11 protein-coding genes, 1 pseudogene and 1 riboswitch are annotated in these 14,634 nt (G+C 61.2%); all 12 genes and pseudogenes read right to left on the reverse strand.

Going from position 1 to position 14,634, the window contains the following annotated elements; all coding sequences use genetic code 11:
* Positions 1–237: pseudogene (locus tag Q0L57_RS24820) on the reverse strand (Rieske (2Fe-2S) protein); the annotation flags it as partial.
* Positions 238–357: 120 nt separating this feature from the next.
* A riboswitch (cobalamin riboswitch) is annotated at positions 358–563 on the reverse strand.
* A 488-nt stretch (positions 564–1,051) separates the two neighbouring features.
* Positions 1,052–1,930, reverse strand: coding sequence for a 4-hydroxy-tetrahydrodipicolinate synthase (gene dapA, locus Q0L57_RS24825; RefSeq protein ID WP_296745710.1), 879 nt, complete (start codon positions 1,928–1,930; stop codon positions 1,052–1,054).
* Between the two features lie 247 nt (positions 1,931–2,177).
* On the reverse strand, positions 2,178–3,293 hold the full coding sequence (locus Q0L57_RS24830; protein WP_296745711.1) for a glycine cleavage T C-terminal barrel domain-containing protein: 1,116 nt from the start codon (positions 3,291–3,293) through the stop codon (positions 2,178–2,180).
* Between the two features lie 98 nt (positions 3,294–3,391).
* Complete coding sequence (locus Q0L57_RS24835; protein WP_296745712.1) at positions 3,392–4,681, reverse strand: Xaa-Pro peptidase family protein; 1,290 nt, start codon at positions 4,679–4,681, stop codon at positions 3,392–3,394.
* A 68-nt stretch (positions 4,682–4,749) separates the two neighbouring features.
* Entirely contained in the window at positions 4,750–6,294 is a 1,545-nt protein-coding gene (locus Q0L57_RS24840) for a trimethylamine methyltransferase family protein (RefSeq protein WP_296745713.1), read from the reverse strand.
* A gap of 273 nt (positions 6,295–6,567) precedes the next feature.
* Positions 6,568–7,344, reverse strand: a complete 777-nt coding sequence (locus Q0L57_RS24845) for an FAD-binding oxidoreductase (RefSeq protein ID WP_296745714.1) — start codon at positions 7,342–7,344, stop codon at positions 6,568–6,570.
* Positions 7,334–7,939 (reverse strand): molybdopterin-dependent oxidoreductase, encoded by a 606-nt coding sequence (locus Q0L57_RS24850; RefSeq protein WP_296745715.1) that lies wholly within the window; start codon positions 7,937–7,939, stop codon positions 7,334–7,336. The genes Q0L57_RS24845 and Q0L57_RS24850 overlap by 11 nt, the downstream gene beginning before the upstream one ends.
* 77 nt (positions 7,940–8,016) lie before the next feature.
* Positions 8,017–9,615, reverse strand: a complete 1,599-nt coding sequence (locus Q0L57_RS24855; RefSeq protein ID WP_296745813.1) for an ABC transporter substrate-binding protein — start codon at positions 9,613–9,615, stop codon at positions 8,017–8,019.
* 401 nt (positions 9,616–10,016) lie between these two features.
* The gene (locus tag Q0L57_RS24860; RefSeq protein ID WP_296745716.1) at positions 10,017–10,979 is read right to left on the reverse strand and encodes a GlxA family transcriptional regulator; all 963 of its coding nucleotides are present in this window, start codon (positions 10,977–10,979) and stop codon (positions 10,017–10,019) included.
* A gap of 10 nt (positions 10,980–10,989) precedes the next feature.
* Entirely contained in the window at positions 10,990–11,529 is a 540-nt protein-coding gene (locus Q0L57_RS24865; protein WP_296745717.1) for a hypothetical protein, read from the reverse strand.
* Positions 11,522–14,371: a 2Fe-2S iron-sulfur cluster-binding protein gene (locus Q0L57_RS24870; RefSeq protein WP_296745718.1), complete on the reverse strand. Its 2,850-nt coding sequence runs from the start codon at positions 14,369–14,371 to the stop codon at positions 11,522–11,524. Before Q0L57_RS24870 ends, Q0L57_RS24865 begins: the two co-directional genes overlap by 8 nt.
* Positions 14,368–14,634, reverse strand: a complete 267-nt coding sequence (locus Q0L57_RS24875) for a sarcosine oxidase subunit delta (protein ID WP_296745719.1) — start codon at positions 14,632–14,634, stop codon at positions 14,368–14,370. The genes Q0L57_RS24870 and Q0L57_RS24875 overlap by 4 nt, the downstream gene beginning before the upstream one ends.

Below are 14,634 nucleotides of genomic sequence, written 5' to 3' on the forward strand. Positions count from 1 at the left end.
GTTGATCCTGCCCTGCTGGTCGCGCACCAGCACCACCGGATAGTCGCCGACCTGGGCGGTGATGAAGGAGCCCGGCTTCGGCAATTCGCAATCATGGCCTATGAACAGCCAGTCGCGGTACCAGATCAACTCCATATCGAGCTTGAAGAAGTCCGGGTCGATGTAGAAGGGTTGTTCCAGCGAAAAGCCATCGCGCCTTTCGCGGATTAGCTTCAGCATTTCGTTGCGCGCGTCCATGTCCATCCTCGCCAAGGGACCGAACGTGGTGGCGCGTTGGAGGAAAGCTGCCCCGGTCTTTCAGAGGTCTGGCGACCCGACCGCGATAGTCCAGCCTCTTAATCGCCCACCGCGATCAGTCGAGTTCAACAGGTTCGAGGCTGGTTTCCGGGCTCCGAAGCCGTCCTTGGCGGACTTGTCCCGACACCTTCCCAGGCTCGTCACCCAGTGGCTCGTCGTCGGGACGAACTTCGCTACCGTTGCGGGGGCAGCGCCGGCATAAATCCGGCTTCCCAATTATCCCTCCGGCGGACTTGCCGGAGAGCACCTTGAACACGGTGATGTTCCCATGGCTTTCCGATGTTCGTTCATAGAAAAGCGACCCACCGCCGCTCAACTGCGACAATGCGATGACTGTGCATAGAGGCCAGACTGATTTTGCTCTTCATCGTCACGTTCAGGTTCTGCGCCGCTTTAGCGCGTCAATGATTCCATCGAACCCCGCCCGTAAGTGCGGCTGTCCGACGAGCCGAGTCGCCTCCAGCGTCGGTACGTTCAACCAAGCGGCTGATCCGCCAACTCGGGAAAGCATTCCCAACCAAGCGGACGCAGCCAGCTGGCATTGGCCCTATGAACTCTAGCCAGCAATCACTCGAGCAATGTATCCCGTCGCCCCTCGGCGTTTGATCTCCGCCTTGTCGCAATGGTCGCAACAAGCTCGGAAACGCCGAGACTTCATCCGTGTGCAGAAAACCCAATCAAGAATGCGGCCGACGTGGCGTACATATATGGCGACGTTTCGAATTCCGCCGGCCGCAGTCATATCCGCATCGATTCACATCAACCCGGCAAACTTCATCGCCTCATCGATCTTCTTACCTGTTTCCGTCTCCACCGTTACGAGCGGAGAGCGCACCACGTTCTGCAGCCGACCCAGCCGCGAAAGGGCATATTTCGCGCCAGACAAGCCCGGCTCCAGGAAGATCGCCTTGTGCAGCGGCAGGAGCTTGTCCTGCAGCTCGAGCGATCGCTCCTTGTCGTTGGCAAGGGTCGCCGCCTGAAACTCGGCGCAGAGTCGTGGCGCTACATTTGACGTCACCGAAATGCATCCGACGCCACCATGGGCGTTGAAGCCGAGCGCGGAAGCATCCTCACCGGATAGTTGGATGAAATCCTTGCCACAAGCGGCGCGCTGCTCAGATACGCGCTCGACCTTGCCGGTCGCATCCTTCACCCCGACGATGTTCTTAAAATCGTGCGCGAGCCGGCCCATCGTCTCTGGTGTCATGTCGATGACGGACCGCGGCGGGATGTTGTAGACGATAATGGGCAGCTTTGTCGCCTTGGCAACGGCCGCGAAATGCTCGTAGAGCCCGCGCTGGGTCGGCTTGTTGTAGTACGGCGTCACTACCAAAGCAGCATCGGCGCCGACCTGCTCGGCGTACATTACGAACCCGATCGCCTCCTCGGTGCTGTTAGAGCTGGCGCCCGCTATCACCGGAACGCGGCCGCGCGCCACTTCCACGCATGTTTTGACTACCTGATGATGCTCGTCGCGGCTCAGCGTCGGTGACTCACCCGTGGTGCCGACCGGGACCAGGCCGTCGGTGCCTTCGGCGATCTGCCATTCGACGAGGTCGCGAAAGGCTTTGTCATCGATCCGGCCATCCATGTGGAACGGTGTCACGAGCGCGGTCATCGAGCCACTCAGCATTTGCATTAAACTCCTCAGAGTTTTTGGGTTTTGGACGCGGCCATTTGGCCTCGGCATTCACGGATAAGATTGTCGCTTTGGAGCGGGCTATCCGGTCTGCGACCTGTCCCATCGCCCCAGCACCGAGCCGCGCCCAATGCAAAGCCGCTCCCTCCGCTCGCTTTTGAGCTGCCGCGGTCTCAAGTGCCCTTGCGCGAGGGGCCCACAGATCAAATCGAACTCTTCAACGGGAAAGCGGTAGGACAGGTCAGATGAATGGCAGCGCCGCGATCGTCAGAGATCGCACCTCCCCATTGAACATGATTGCCAGGTCGCTCGCTTCGTCTTCGACTTGGTTGCCGATGATGCCTGTCGCGATGTTTTGGGTGAGCCGGGTGGACCAGACCATTTCGCTGATGTAGCCGACCTCTTGGCCAAGGCTCAAAATCGGGATCGCTTCCTGATTAGCCGTCACTGCGGGGCCCTCGACGATGAAACCCGTGCGGCGGCGTTTGACGCCATCGGCAAGGATCCTTCGCAGAGCACGCTTGCCAACGAAGTCGTCCGCTCGATCGAGCCCGACCAGCTTACCCAACCCGAGTTCGAATGGATTTGCCGGATGGTTCAGATGGCGACAGTCTGTGCCGTAGGACAGCAGTCCGCTCTCTATGCGTTCCTGATCGCCAGGGGCACCTGGCCCGATGCCAAAGGGTCGCCCCGCCTCTTTGACCTTGGCGTAAAGTTCGGTGCCCCGCGTGTGGTCGAGGAGGTAGAGTTCGAAGCCGCCTTGCTTGGACCACCCGGACCGGGCGACAAGCAGTGGGATGCCGTCGAGCTTTGCTTCGCGGAAATGAAAGTAGCGAAGGTCCCGCGTCCAGGAACCGAACAATGCCTCAGCCAGGCGGAAGGCCTTCGGGCCTTGGATCGCCAGCGGCGAGGCGTCGGGTTCGGAGATGCGGACGTCCAATCCCTTTTCGCGGGCGATCGCTTGTGACCACAACTCGATATCGCTGTCCGCGATCGAGAACCAGAACCGATCAGCCTCGATCGGCAGCAGTACCGGGTCGTTGATGAGGCTTCCCTCGTAATTGCAGAGCGGAACGTATCGACCAACGCCCGGAATGACTTGTCCAAGATCTCTAGTCGTCAGATAGCGGACAAGCGTCTCCGCGTCGGGACCTGCTATTTCGACCTGGCGCTGCGCGGCGACATCCCACATCGCCACATCGTGGATCAATTTCTCATACTCCGACGCCGGGTCACCAAAATGCGCGGGCATGTACATGTGGTTGTAAACGGTGAAGCTTTTGGCACCGTCGGCTACCGTCGCATCGAAGAAGACCGACTTCCGGATGCTCGCCCCAAGGCTGATATGAAATGTCATGATCTGTCCTGTCGAAGTCGTGAAAGGAAACGGCTGCATCTTAAAGAACGGCCGCCGATCGTTGGCACCTCCAGGCATCGCCGGACATCTTCTGCCGGCTATTGGTCTTCCCAGGGGAACGTGTCCAACCTTTCGGCACCATGTGCAGTGATGAGCACTTGCGTCTCCAGCTTGATGCTCTCGGACCCCTCCTCCGCGATCAGGCTTTCCACGTTGACGACCATGTTCTCTTCGAACCTGCCCGACGGGTTCGTCGCGAAGTCTGGGTGCAGCCAAACCACAGGCCATTCATCCGCCATGCCGGTGCCGTGCACCGCGCAGGTATAGCGATAGGGCAGATATCTCTCCGGGATCTGCCAGGACATCGCGTTGAAATCCCTGAAATCAAGCCCTGGCTTCAAGAGCGCGAGGTTGTGCTCGATCTGGTCGCGGGCCGCGGCGTAAAGCTCGCGCTGCTTGTTGCCCATCCGGATATGCCCGCAGGTCCAAGAGCGCGATAGATCGGCGCAGTAGCCGTACGGTCCCACCATGTCGGTATCAAAGGAGATCATATCCCCTCGCTGAATCACGTAATCAGAGCATTCGCTGTACCAAGGGTTGGTTCTGGCGCCGGCCGAAAGTAGCTTGGTTTCGAGCCATTCCCCGCCCGACCTCGCGTTCTCGAAATGCAACTCAGCCCAGATCTCCTGTTCGGTACGGCCAGGCTCAGACATCTCGTACATCCTCGCCATCCCGGCTTCGCAGACGCGAATGGTCCAACGCATCAACGCCAGCTCGTCCTTGCTTTTGATGCATCTGGCGTGCTCGGTTACCTCCTGCCCTTCGAGGACTTCGACCCCTCTCTGCTGGAGCGCAAATACGCCGAGGGGCTCGACCTTGTCCGCCGCCAGCCTGCGTTTCCCCTGCCCGGCCCGAAGCAGGTCCGCGATCTCGTCAGCCCACCTGGCGACATTGCCTTCCAGGCGGTCGCCGGACGTGAAGTAAATCCAGCTAATCGAGTTCCGAACTTCATCCACGCCGGGCAGGCCCGCGTTCAGGTGCTCGCACCCCGCGAACTCGAACATGACGGCCGGCCCGTCGGTAAGGATCAGCGCGTAGCGTGTTGAATTGTGCATGGTCCAGATGGCCATGTTGGAGCTGTCGAGCGCATAGCGGATGTTGACAGGATCATAGAGCAGCAGTCCGTCATAGTTTCGCTTCCGCAATTGCTCTCGAATGCGGCCGATGCGGTGCAGGCGCGCGCGCTGAAGGATGTCCGGAGAAAGAGGACTTTTGAGCGGACGGTCAGCCCCTTCAGGATTCAGGTACGTCTTCTTCCTCTCATCCTTGAAAACGTCGTCGCGGAATTGAGCAGCCTCTGGCTGGGACATCGCGGGAAGTTCTGACATCAGGCTGGCCCCCTTGGGAACGGTACGAGGCTTGAGGATCGCTTGTGAGCTTCACGGAGCGCGCCACTTCAGGAGACGGGAGCGGCTCCGCCTTCGGCGGTTCGCCGTACGATGAATGCGTCAAGCGCTTCGTTAAAGGTTGCGTTATCCAACGGTCGGGATTCCGCGACTATCCGCTGCCAGATACCCGTCGCGCGTTCCGTAGCCGTCTGGCTGCCGGCCTGCGTCCAGTTTCCGAAATTGGACCAGTCGGCGACCAGGGGCTCGTAGAAGGCAGTGCGATAGCGCGCCATGGTGTGGGCAGCCGAGAAGAAGTGTCCGCCGGGTAGCACCTCTGAAATGGCATCGAATCCTATGGCATCGTCGTCGCTGGGCGTCGGTTGGCAAACCTCCGCCACCATCTGCAGCGCCTCCACATCCGTGACCAGCTTTTCAAACGAGACGCTGAGCCCGCCCTCCAGCCAACCCGCCGAGTGCAGGCAGACCGTGCCGCCAGCCAGGACCGACCCCCACAGCGCGAACTGGGTTTCGTGAGCAGCTTGGGCATCCGATGCGTTCGCGGCGCTCCCGCCACCCGAGCGCCATGGCAGTCCAAGCATGCGGGCTAGCTGACCTGCGCCCAATGTGGCCTTGAAGTGCTCCGGCGTGCCGAACGCCGGCGAGCCCGACTTCATGTCCACGTTGGACGAGAAGCTTCCATAGACCACAGGGGCACCCGCTTTGCTTAGCTGGGCCAGAGCGATTCCGGCCAGCGCCTCGCAGTGTTGGAGCGTGAGGGCCCCTGCTATCGTGATGGGAGCCATCGCTCCGGCGAGGCAGAACGGCGTTATGATCGAGGCTTGCCCCGCACGCGCGAAATCAATGATCCCTTGGCTCATCGGGATATCGAGCTGACGTGGCGAGTTCGTGTTGATCACGGTGTAGGTATGAACGCCGTTCTGGAATTCCTCGGCGGACAGCCCGCGAGCGATGCGGATAAGCTCGAAGCCATCTTCAGTCTGCGGCGTGCCACGGGCGAAGATGAACGGAACTTTGTCGGATAGCGTGAGCTGGGCGCGCAAGGTCGCATAGTGGCGGAAGCGCATATCGACATCCTGGGGCTCGATGTACGGTCCCTGCAAGTGCAGCACATCAAATGCCTGGACCAGCCGGACCAGCTCTTCGTAGTCAGCAAGCGTCCCTGGACGCCGCCCCCGTTCCCGATCCGTGACATTCGGAGCTCCGGACCCTGCGACAAAGGCCATGGTTCCAAGTTCCATCACTACATCGCGGCTTGCATCGCCTGCCCGCAGCTTGAACGACTTGGGCGCCGATGCGAGCGCGGCGTTCACGATATCCCGGCCGATGCGGACCATTTCCGTGTTCTCATCGACCAGGGCCCCCGCCCGAGCGAGGATTGAGCGCGCTTCGGGAAGCAGTATCTTGATCCCGAGTTCTTCGAGCACCTTCAGGGCGGTCTCATGGATTGCGTGAATCCGGTCGTCCGTGAACACAGACAGCGGGGCGAACGGTGTGCGAAGGGACCGGTAGGATTCCTGTCTCGGCGCCGTTTTGTCCCCCTCGCCGCTGGCGCGGCGGCGCTCACGCCTAGGCGGTCTCGGTAGCTGGCTCATGCAAATGTTCCTTCGTTATCAAAGCACCGCTAGCGGGTGTGGCTAGCGAAGAACAATCCAGACAAAATCCGTGAAGACCTGCCACCATCTCCGCCTGATGACAGGGTTCCTTCTAGATGCCGACCGAATCTGAAATGGCGGCATCCAAGACGGTGTGGAGGTCTTCGAGATCTTCAATGCCGACCAGGCGAAGCAGGCCCGTCGGACAGGTTGAATCCGCCCTCTCGATCGATCCCCTGTGCTCACGATGTCACTCCGGCTTGCCGTTTGCGATCATCCGCCGAAGCGCTCGGTGCGGACTTGGTGGATTTCAAGCCCCTCCTCGAGCAGGTAGTCCGACATATCGCCGACGAACGCGTTGGATCCGCAAATGAAGCACGTTTCGGGCCTGGACCAAGCGCCCCTCAGGGTCGAACGCACCACCTCTTTGGTCAAACGCCCTATTCTGAAGCCCGGGCGAATGACGCTTTCGCGAGTGAGCGTAATGACGAGTTGAAGATGCGGATCATCGGCGGCAGCGGCCAGAAGCTCTTCACGGGCCAGGATGTCATCGTGGGTCTTTGCCGAGTAGATGAGCGTGAACGGCGTATGTGAGCCGACCGCCTGCCGATGGCGGACCATCGACAGCAGGGGAACGACGCCGGACCCGCCACCGATCAGCAGGATCGGGCCCGGGTCCGATGGCTGCCACGTGAATGGACCGCCACCGATGGGGCCTCTAACCTCGAGGAGGTCGCCCAACTCCAGAATGTCATGGAAGAAGGTCGAAACTTCGCCCCCCTCCTGCCTTTCGACCATGACCTCGACCGTCTTGCTGGCATCCGGCGCGGTCGCGATCGAATAGTAGCGCTGGGCAGTGTAGCCGTCGGCTGCCGTCAGCCTGAAATCAATGCATTGGCCCGCCCTGAAGGCATCGCCCCAAGGAACGTCAAAGCGCAAGGCTTTGATCGTCGGAGTTACCTGGCGGACCTCCTTGATTGCCGTCGGCATCCATAGCGGCGCGCTCTGCAGAAGGATCGGAACGTCGGCAAGCTTGATGTCACTCTCCATCGAACCGCTGCTCCGCAAAGGGATTGCCGTAGTTGTGATAGCCGCGGGTTTCCCAGAACCCCTGCACTTCCGTGTCGGTGAAATTCAGCTCGCACACCCACTTGGCGCTCTTCCAGAAGTAGAGATGCGGCACGAGCAGGCGCGCAGGCCCGCCATGGTGGCGCGTCAGCGGCTCGTCCTCGTAGTGGGTCGCGATCATCGCGCGGCTGCCACACAGGTCGGCAGTCGGAATGTTGGTCGAGTATCCGTCGAGCGAAACAGCGGACAGGTACGCCGGCACGTCGCCCATGCCGACGTGGGCTATGATCGTGTCCAGGGAAATGCCGCGCCATTTCGTATCGAACTTGGACCAGCGGGTCACGCAGTGGATGTCGACCTGCCAGCGCGAGTTCTCCAGGCTGGTAAACTGCTCCCAGTCCATGCGGGCCATGAGCTTGCCTTGCAACTTCACTGACAGCGCCCATCGTGGCATGTCGATGAGGGGCGTCGGCCCGATCGAGAGAACGGGGAATTCCGTCGTCTCATGTTGCCCGGGGGGAACCCGGTGCGCGACTTCAGCGCGGGGCCTCCGGCCGATGAAACCTCTTGTTTCCAATGGTGCAATCCAGGTTCATGGACAGGACCGGGCGCCGACCCGATCCTGTCGCTCGTTGCGGTCAATGGTTGGCCCGGCTACTCGGCGAGCCAAACCTGCTCGTAGTTCAGCTCATTCGACTGCTGCATGAAGACGTTTTTCACGCTGGGCGCCGAGTGATTGACGAGCTTGCGCCAGAACGGCTGGATCAGAACGCCTTCGCTCTGAAGGATGCGTTCGAGGTCGCCCATAATCGCGCGCCGTTTCTCGACGTCGGCGATCTTGAGCGCCTCACCGAGCTTCTGGTCGAACTCGGCATTCGAAAAGCCGCTCTCGTTCCAGGCTTCGCCCGTGCGATAGGCAAGAGCCAGCACCTGGACGCCCAGCGGCCTCATGTTCCAGACGGTGATCGAATAGGGATACTTCGTCCAGTCGTTCCAGAACGTTGAGCCCGGCAAAACGGTCCGCTTGATTTTGATACCTGCCTCGCGGATTTGCTCCGCAATCGCGTCGCCGCTGTTCTTCTGCCAATCCTCGTCGACCGTGATCAACTCGTGCTCAAAGGCGGCTTGGCCCGAGTCCGCCATGAGCTTCTTGGCCTTCTCAAGGTCGCGCTTCTGCTCCGGCAATTTGAAGTATTCCGGATGGATCGGAGAAACGTGATGGTTCTCAGCCACCGTCCCTAGATCGTCGTATCCGAGCTTGAGGACCACCGCGTTGTCAACGGCGGCCTGCAGGGCTTGCCGCACGCGCTTGTCGTCATATGGCTTCGCCTTGACGTTGGTCCGCGCCACGATCGTTCCGGCAGTCTCGACCTCGGAGCGCACCAGGCCCATGCCATCAAGGATTTTGACGGTGTCGCCTGTCGTCTCGTAGTTCGTGTGGATTTCCTTGGACTCGAAGGCGTTGATCATCGCGTTCGGGTCGGTCCCGTAGTCGATGAAATCGATGCCGTCGAGGTGGGCTTCGCCTCCCCACCACTTGCCATCCGTCCGGCGCTTGAACGATGCCTTGTTCCCGGCCGAGTAGCTCACAAGCTCGAATGCCCCGGTTCCGACGGGATGCTTGACGATGTCGCCACCCATTTTTTCAAAATCACGGTGCACGATCAGACCGGGGTAGTCGGTGAAGCTGGCGACCAGCGTGATGTCGGACGTTGGCAACGCCAGCTTTACGGTGTGATCGTCCACCTTGATCACAACCCCGTCTTTGAGCTTGCCAGTCTTCGGGTCCATCAGGCTCGTCATGCGGGCGGCCATGGAGTTGCCGGCGGCATCCTTCTCGCACCAGCGCTTGATGTTGAAGATCACGTCGTCGGCGTTGAACGGGTCGCCGTTGTTCCACACCGCGTTCTTGCGCAGATGGAGAACGTATTCGGTCGCATCGTCGTTGACTTCCCAGCTTTCGAGCAGCATCGGCTTGAACGAGAAATCATGCTCGTACTTCACCAATGGCTCAAGGAAGGTGCGGGCAAGGTTGCCGGACTCCGCCCACGCTGCGATACGGGGATCGGCCAGGTCCTTGCAGGACATCGAAACTTTAAGCGTTCCGCCCTTGCGAGGCTCTTCGGCCTTGGCTGCCGTGGGCAACGCCAATCCGAGCATTCCGTAAGCGACCGCTGCCGAAGCGCCCATGCCGCAAGCGATCGCGAGAAACTCGCGTCGGTCCATCCGGCCCGCCCGCGTGTCTTCCGCCATGGAGAGGACCCTTGGTGAGACCGGCTTTCCATTCCGGTTCAGGAACCCTTCGCCAGTGACTTTGCTGTTGGACATTCCCCTTATCCTTTGTTGTTGTTGAGTGAAGATTTCATGCTGAACAGTCGATTTCGGGAGGATCGTTCCTGGCGGAGGGGACATTTCGTCGCCCCCCGTGTCCGCCTAGGCTCTTGAGACGTTGGGTTCCTCCGCACCGCCGTTCCAAGCCAAGCTAGACAGGTGTGTATGGAAACGACAAACTCTGTTTCGCCTCCCACTGCAGCAATCGCGACTCCCGGATGACGCTCTGATCGGTTGCGGACGCCAGATCCAAGTGCAGCGGCGCGACAAGCAGAAAACGGGCTGTTAAGCTTCCATTCGCCCGGCCGTCTTGAACCGGAATCTCAATAGGTTTGACGGCGGTCTTCTGACGGCGGTCGCCCGAACTCCGATCGATAGCTTTGCGCAAAGTAGCTGTGGGACGTGAAGCCGGTGGCCATCGCGACGTTGAGGATCGGCATGTTGGTCTGGTGCAGCAATTCCCGGGCTCGCTCCAGGCGCATGCGCATGAAGTAGCGGCCAGGAGGAGTTTTGAGGTGGCGAAGGAAAAGGCGTTCCACCTGCCGGACCGAGATGCCCGCCTCTCGAGCCAAGGCCTTGGCCGAATAGGGACTGTCAAAGCTGTCCGCCATGAACCGCAGAATCTTTTGGAGTTTGTCGGAAACGCCGTTGAGGTCACGCTCCTGGCCGACCCGCTGCCGATCGTGGGACGAACGTATGCGATCATGCTGAAGGTAATTGGCTACACGATTGGCCATTTCCGGGCCGAGGTCTCTGCGGACGATCTCCAGCATCAGGTCCGTCGACGTCGTCCCACCGGCGCAGCTGTATCTCTTGCGGTCGATTTCATAGACGTTCGACGTGCAATCGATGTCGGGGAAATTTTCGAGAAACCCTGCGCGATACTCCCAATGGATCGTGCATCGATGCCCGTCCAGTTGGCCCGCTTCGGCGAGAAGGTAGGCGCCTACAGATAGCCCCCCGAGGGCAGCGCCGCGACGTCCCCACGTGCGCAGGGCTGCCAGGGCCTTGGACTTCCCGGAAAAATCCGTGGTGACGCCTAGGCAGGCGAAGAGGATATCGGCTTTCTGCAGGTCACTGATGGCATAGTCGATCTTGATAGGCAGGTCGTTGGACGCGACCACCGGGTCGCCTGCCGCCGAGACAGTTGTCCAGCTGTACACGTCCCCTCCGGCAAAACGGTTCGCCACGCGGAGCGTGTCAATGGCCGCAGCGAGCGAATACATCGAAAATTTGTCGGCCAGCAGAAACGCGAAATGCTGTGTCCGTGGAATTGGCTGCAACATCTTGCCCTCCTCACGTCCTCACGATTCCGCCGGGACAGGTACCGAGAAGCCATTCGATCAGGTATTCCCTTGAAGGGCTCGGCACGTGCAGGCGGAAACCGCCCTCGAGCCGCAGCAGGAGCACCGCCTGCCCGGCGAACTTGATGGCCGCTGACTTTGAGCCCGCCGAAAAGGCTGCGTTGGAGGACTTCCGCAACACCGTCTCTGCTTCGGCCCCCGTCACGTCCAAAATCGTGTAGGCGCACTGAGCGAAGCTGACCGCGAAGCCACGGTTGTCCCAACCCTCTTTGCAGTCTGGCCGTCTCTTGGAGACGAACAGGCAACTGTTCCGGCCGATGCTGGCGGCATAAGGTCCATCGCCAATGGGCTCGCAAAGTCCAAGGGGCCGCAAAAGCGTGGCAGTGGAGGATAGCGCTTTCGTTGCTTCATCCAGGTCGCCGGTAACTTGAAGCTGGCTCAGTCCCTGCGGCGACGTGATTTCGATCTCCTGGTTGACCGCCAGACGCAGGTCAGGACGCCAAAGGGGTGTGGGCCACTCGAGTTCACGCATTGAGGCGAGCTCCCTCGCTGTCGACTGCAACCGGATCGGCAACGACGGCGCGACGCTCGAGACCATCGTGATAGACCATCACTTCCTCGCCCATCCGTTTGAAACCGTTCTGAAGCAGTCCAAGGGCGATCGGCGCACCGAGTGTCGGGCTGGGATAGCTTGACGTGACATAGCCAACGGACCTTCTGCGGTTTCCGTCACGTTCCACGATGTGGGAACCCGGTGTCAGGGCTGGCTCGTTAGGCCCGACTCTAAGTCCGACAAATTGGCGCCGCCCTGCCCTTTGCGCTTCCGGCATGAACAGGGAGCGTTTGCCGATGTATTCGTCGGCCCGTTTGTCGCGGGGACCGGAAACACCAAGGTCATGCGGGAAGGTCTCGCTGTCGGTGTCCTTGCCGACAATGATGTAGCCCTTTTCAGCTCGCAGGATTAGCAGAGCCTCGGAACCCATCCAGGTCCCTTGAAACCTTTCGAGGTTCCTCTCCAACCGGGATTTGAGCTCCCGCGCTTTGTACCCCGGAACGGAGACTTCGTAGGACCGGTCACCCGTGAAGCTGACCCGGGCAATACGCAGCCTCTCCCCGGCGAACGTCCCTTCGGCCACTGCCATATGCGGGAGCTGCCGGTCATCGAGGTCGATTCCAAGGTCACAGCCCTGAAGCAGGTCGCGGGAGCGCGGTCCGGTGACGGTCAGTGTCACCCACTGCGACGTGCTGTCGTGGATTGCGACCCTCGCGGCGGGGAACCGGTCCTGACGCGCATCCTCCAGGCGGAAGCGCACGGCCTCCACGTGCCCCGATGAACAGGACACGATGAAGCGGCCGTCGGCCAGCCGCATGGTGACGCCGTCGTCGTAGACAGCACCGGCCTCAGACAGGAGGAAGCCATAGCGGATGCGGCCCGGCGCGAGGTTCGAGAGCCGGTTGTAGCTATGGAAGTCGACAAGCTGCTCCCCGTCCGGTCCGATGACTTCGATTTTTCCGAGGGGAGACCCATCAAAGAGCGCCACGCTGTCCCTTGCGGTCCTGGCTTCCCGCTCAATCTCCAGCTTGCCGTCGGCGCCCCGGCCGAACCAGGCGGGTCTCAGCCAGCCGCCGTATTCGCGCAGCTGAGCGCCTAGCCGGCGGTGCTCCACTTCAAGCTCAAGCCGCTTGAGCGGATTGAACAGGCTGCCACGCCTGCGGCCGGCAATCACCGTAAGTGGCACGGGCGTAAACGGTGGCCGATAGGTGGTCGTGCCGGTCTCCTGGATCGAGCGTCCTGTAAGCGAGGCCATGAGCGCCAGACCGTTCATGTTCGAGGACTTGCCCTGGTCGGTCGCCATGCCGAGCGTCGTGTAACGCTTGAGATGCTCGACAGAGTGCATGCCCTCCCGGGCGGCCAACGCGACGTCCTTGGCAGTGACGTCGCTCTGGTAATCGATCCAGGCCCGGCCCCGCGGCGGCTTATGAGGCCAGGATGCGCTGACGCGGTAGGCTTCGTGTTTTGCGGCAGGGGGCTTGGCAGCTGCACCTCCCGCCGAGTGTCCATCCTCGAGGGCGGCCGACAGATCGAACTGTCCGTTTGCTGCGCCTACCACGGTGATCCCGGCCAGGCGCGTCCCTGGCACGAACGCGGCCCGGGCTTCGTCATAGGCAAGTTTGCCTCCGGCCTGACAGAACAGGTGCACGGTCGGTGTCCATCCGCCGCTTACCAAGCATGCGTCGGCGTCGAAGTACTGGCCGTCGACCGCGACGCCAGAAACCTCAGACTTTCCGATCACGGCCGGCGGCGTGATAGCGGTTCTGATTGCGATGTCGCCGTGATTCCGTGGATGGCCCTTCACGTCGAATAGCTCGACCCTGCAACCCGCCTCAAGCAGCGCTGTTGCGACCGGATGGGCGCTCGAGTTGTTGGTCGCGATCACGACCTTCCGCCCCGGTGCAACCCCATACCGCCGAAGGTAGCTCAGCCCCGCATCGGCCGACATAACCCCGGGAACGTCGTTGTTCCCGAAGACAAGCGGCCGTTCGATCGCGCCGGCCGCGATGATGATTTCGCGCGGCCGGATGCGCCAGTACACGTGCCCGCTGGCCGAGCGCTGCCAGGCACAGACCAGATTGTGGTCGTAGATGCCGTATGCTGTGGTGTTAAGGAGGATCTGCCCCCCGGCTTCAACGATTGCCTGCCTGGTTCCTTCGACCCACTGCTGCCAGCCCGCTCCATCAACTTCTCCGCCCCGGTGGACAAGCGATCCGCCCAACAGGGGATGGTCGTCGACAAGGATGACGTTCCGGCCCGAAGCTGCAGACGAACGCGCCGCCGCCAAGCCGGACGGGCCTCCACCGATGACAAGCACGTCCGCAGTGACGTTCATCTGCGGCACGTCAGCCGGAGGACGATGGTCGGGATCAAGTTTTCCGAGGCCCGCGAGGGCGCGGATCATCGGCTCCCAGGCACGCCAGCTCGGCCGCATGAATGTCTTGTAATAGAAGCCAGCCGGCAGAAACGGAGAAAGCACGTCGAGCAGCTTCCGCCGGTCCTGCGCGGCTGTGGGCTTCGCGTTCACCGCCCGGATCGACATCCCCGGCACAAGGTGTTCGGTGGTCGCCCTGACGTTAGGGGTAGTTAGGCCATTGATGGTGACGTCCATCAGGCCGTTGGGTTCCTCCGTCCAGGAACCCCATATGCCGCGGGGACGGTGGTACTTGAAACTCCGCCCAACGGTCTTCACGCCGTTCGCGAGCAAGGCTGACGCGATGGTATCCCCTTCGTAGCCGGAGAAGGTTTGGCCATCGAACGTGAAGCTTATGGGCTTTTGTCGATTGATGCCGCCGCCCTGCTGTAGCCTCCAACTGGTCATGGCCGGCCTCCGTGCAGACACCGTGTTTCGTGCACGTCATGGGACAGGGTGTCCCGGCGCATGACGAAGTACTCCCCGCAGGTCAAGTGAAGCCAAACCTCACTGGTCTCACCCTTCGGGTTGCGCTTGAAGTGGAGATAGTGGGCCCAGTCGACATTCGACACGGCGGCCGCGGGCTCGGGCCTGTGCTTTCCGGATTCGAGCGCGAAATGGAATTCGGTCTCATCCCTTGGCCCGCAATATGGACACGAGAAGATATGCAT

The organism is Mesorhizobium sp., from assembly GCF_024509055.1.
Taxonomy (GTDB): Bacteria; Pseudomonadota; Alphaproteobacteria; order Rhizobiales; family Rhizobiaceae; genus Mesorhizobium.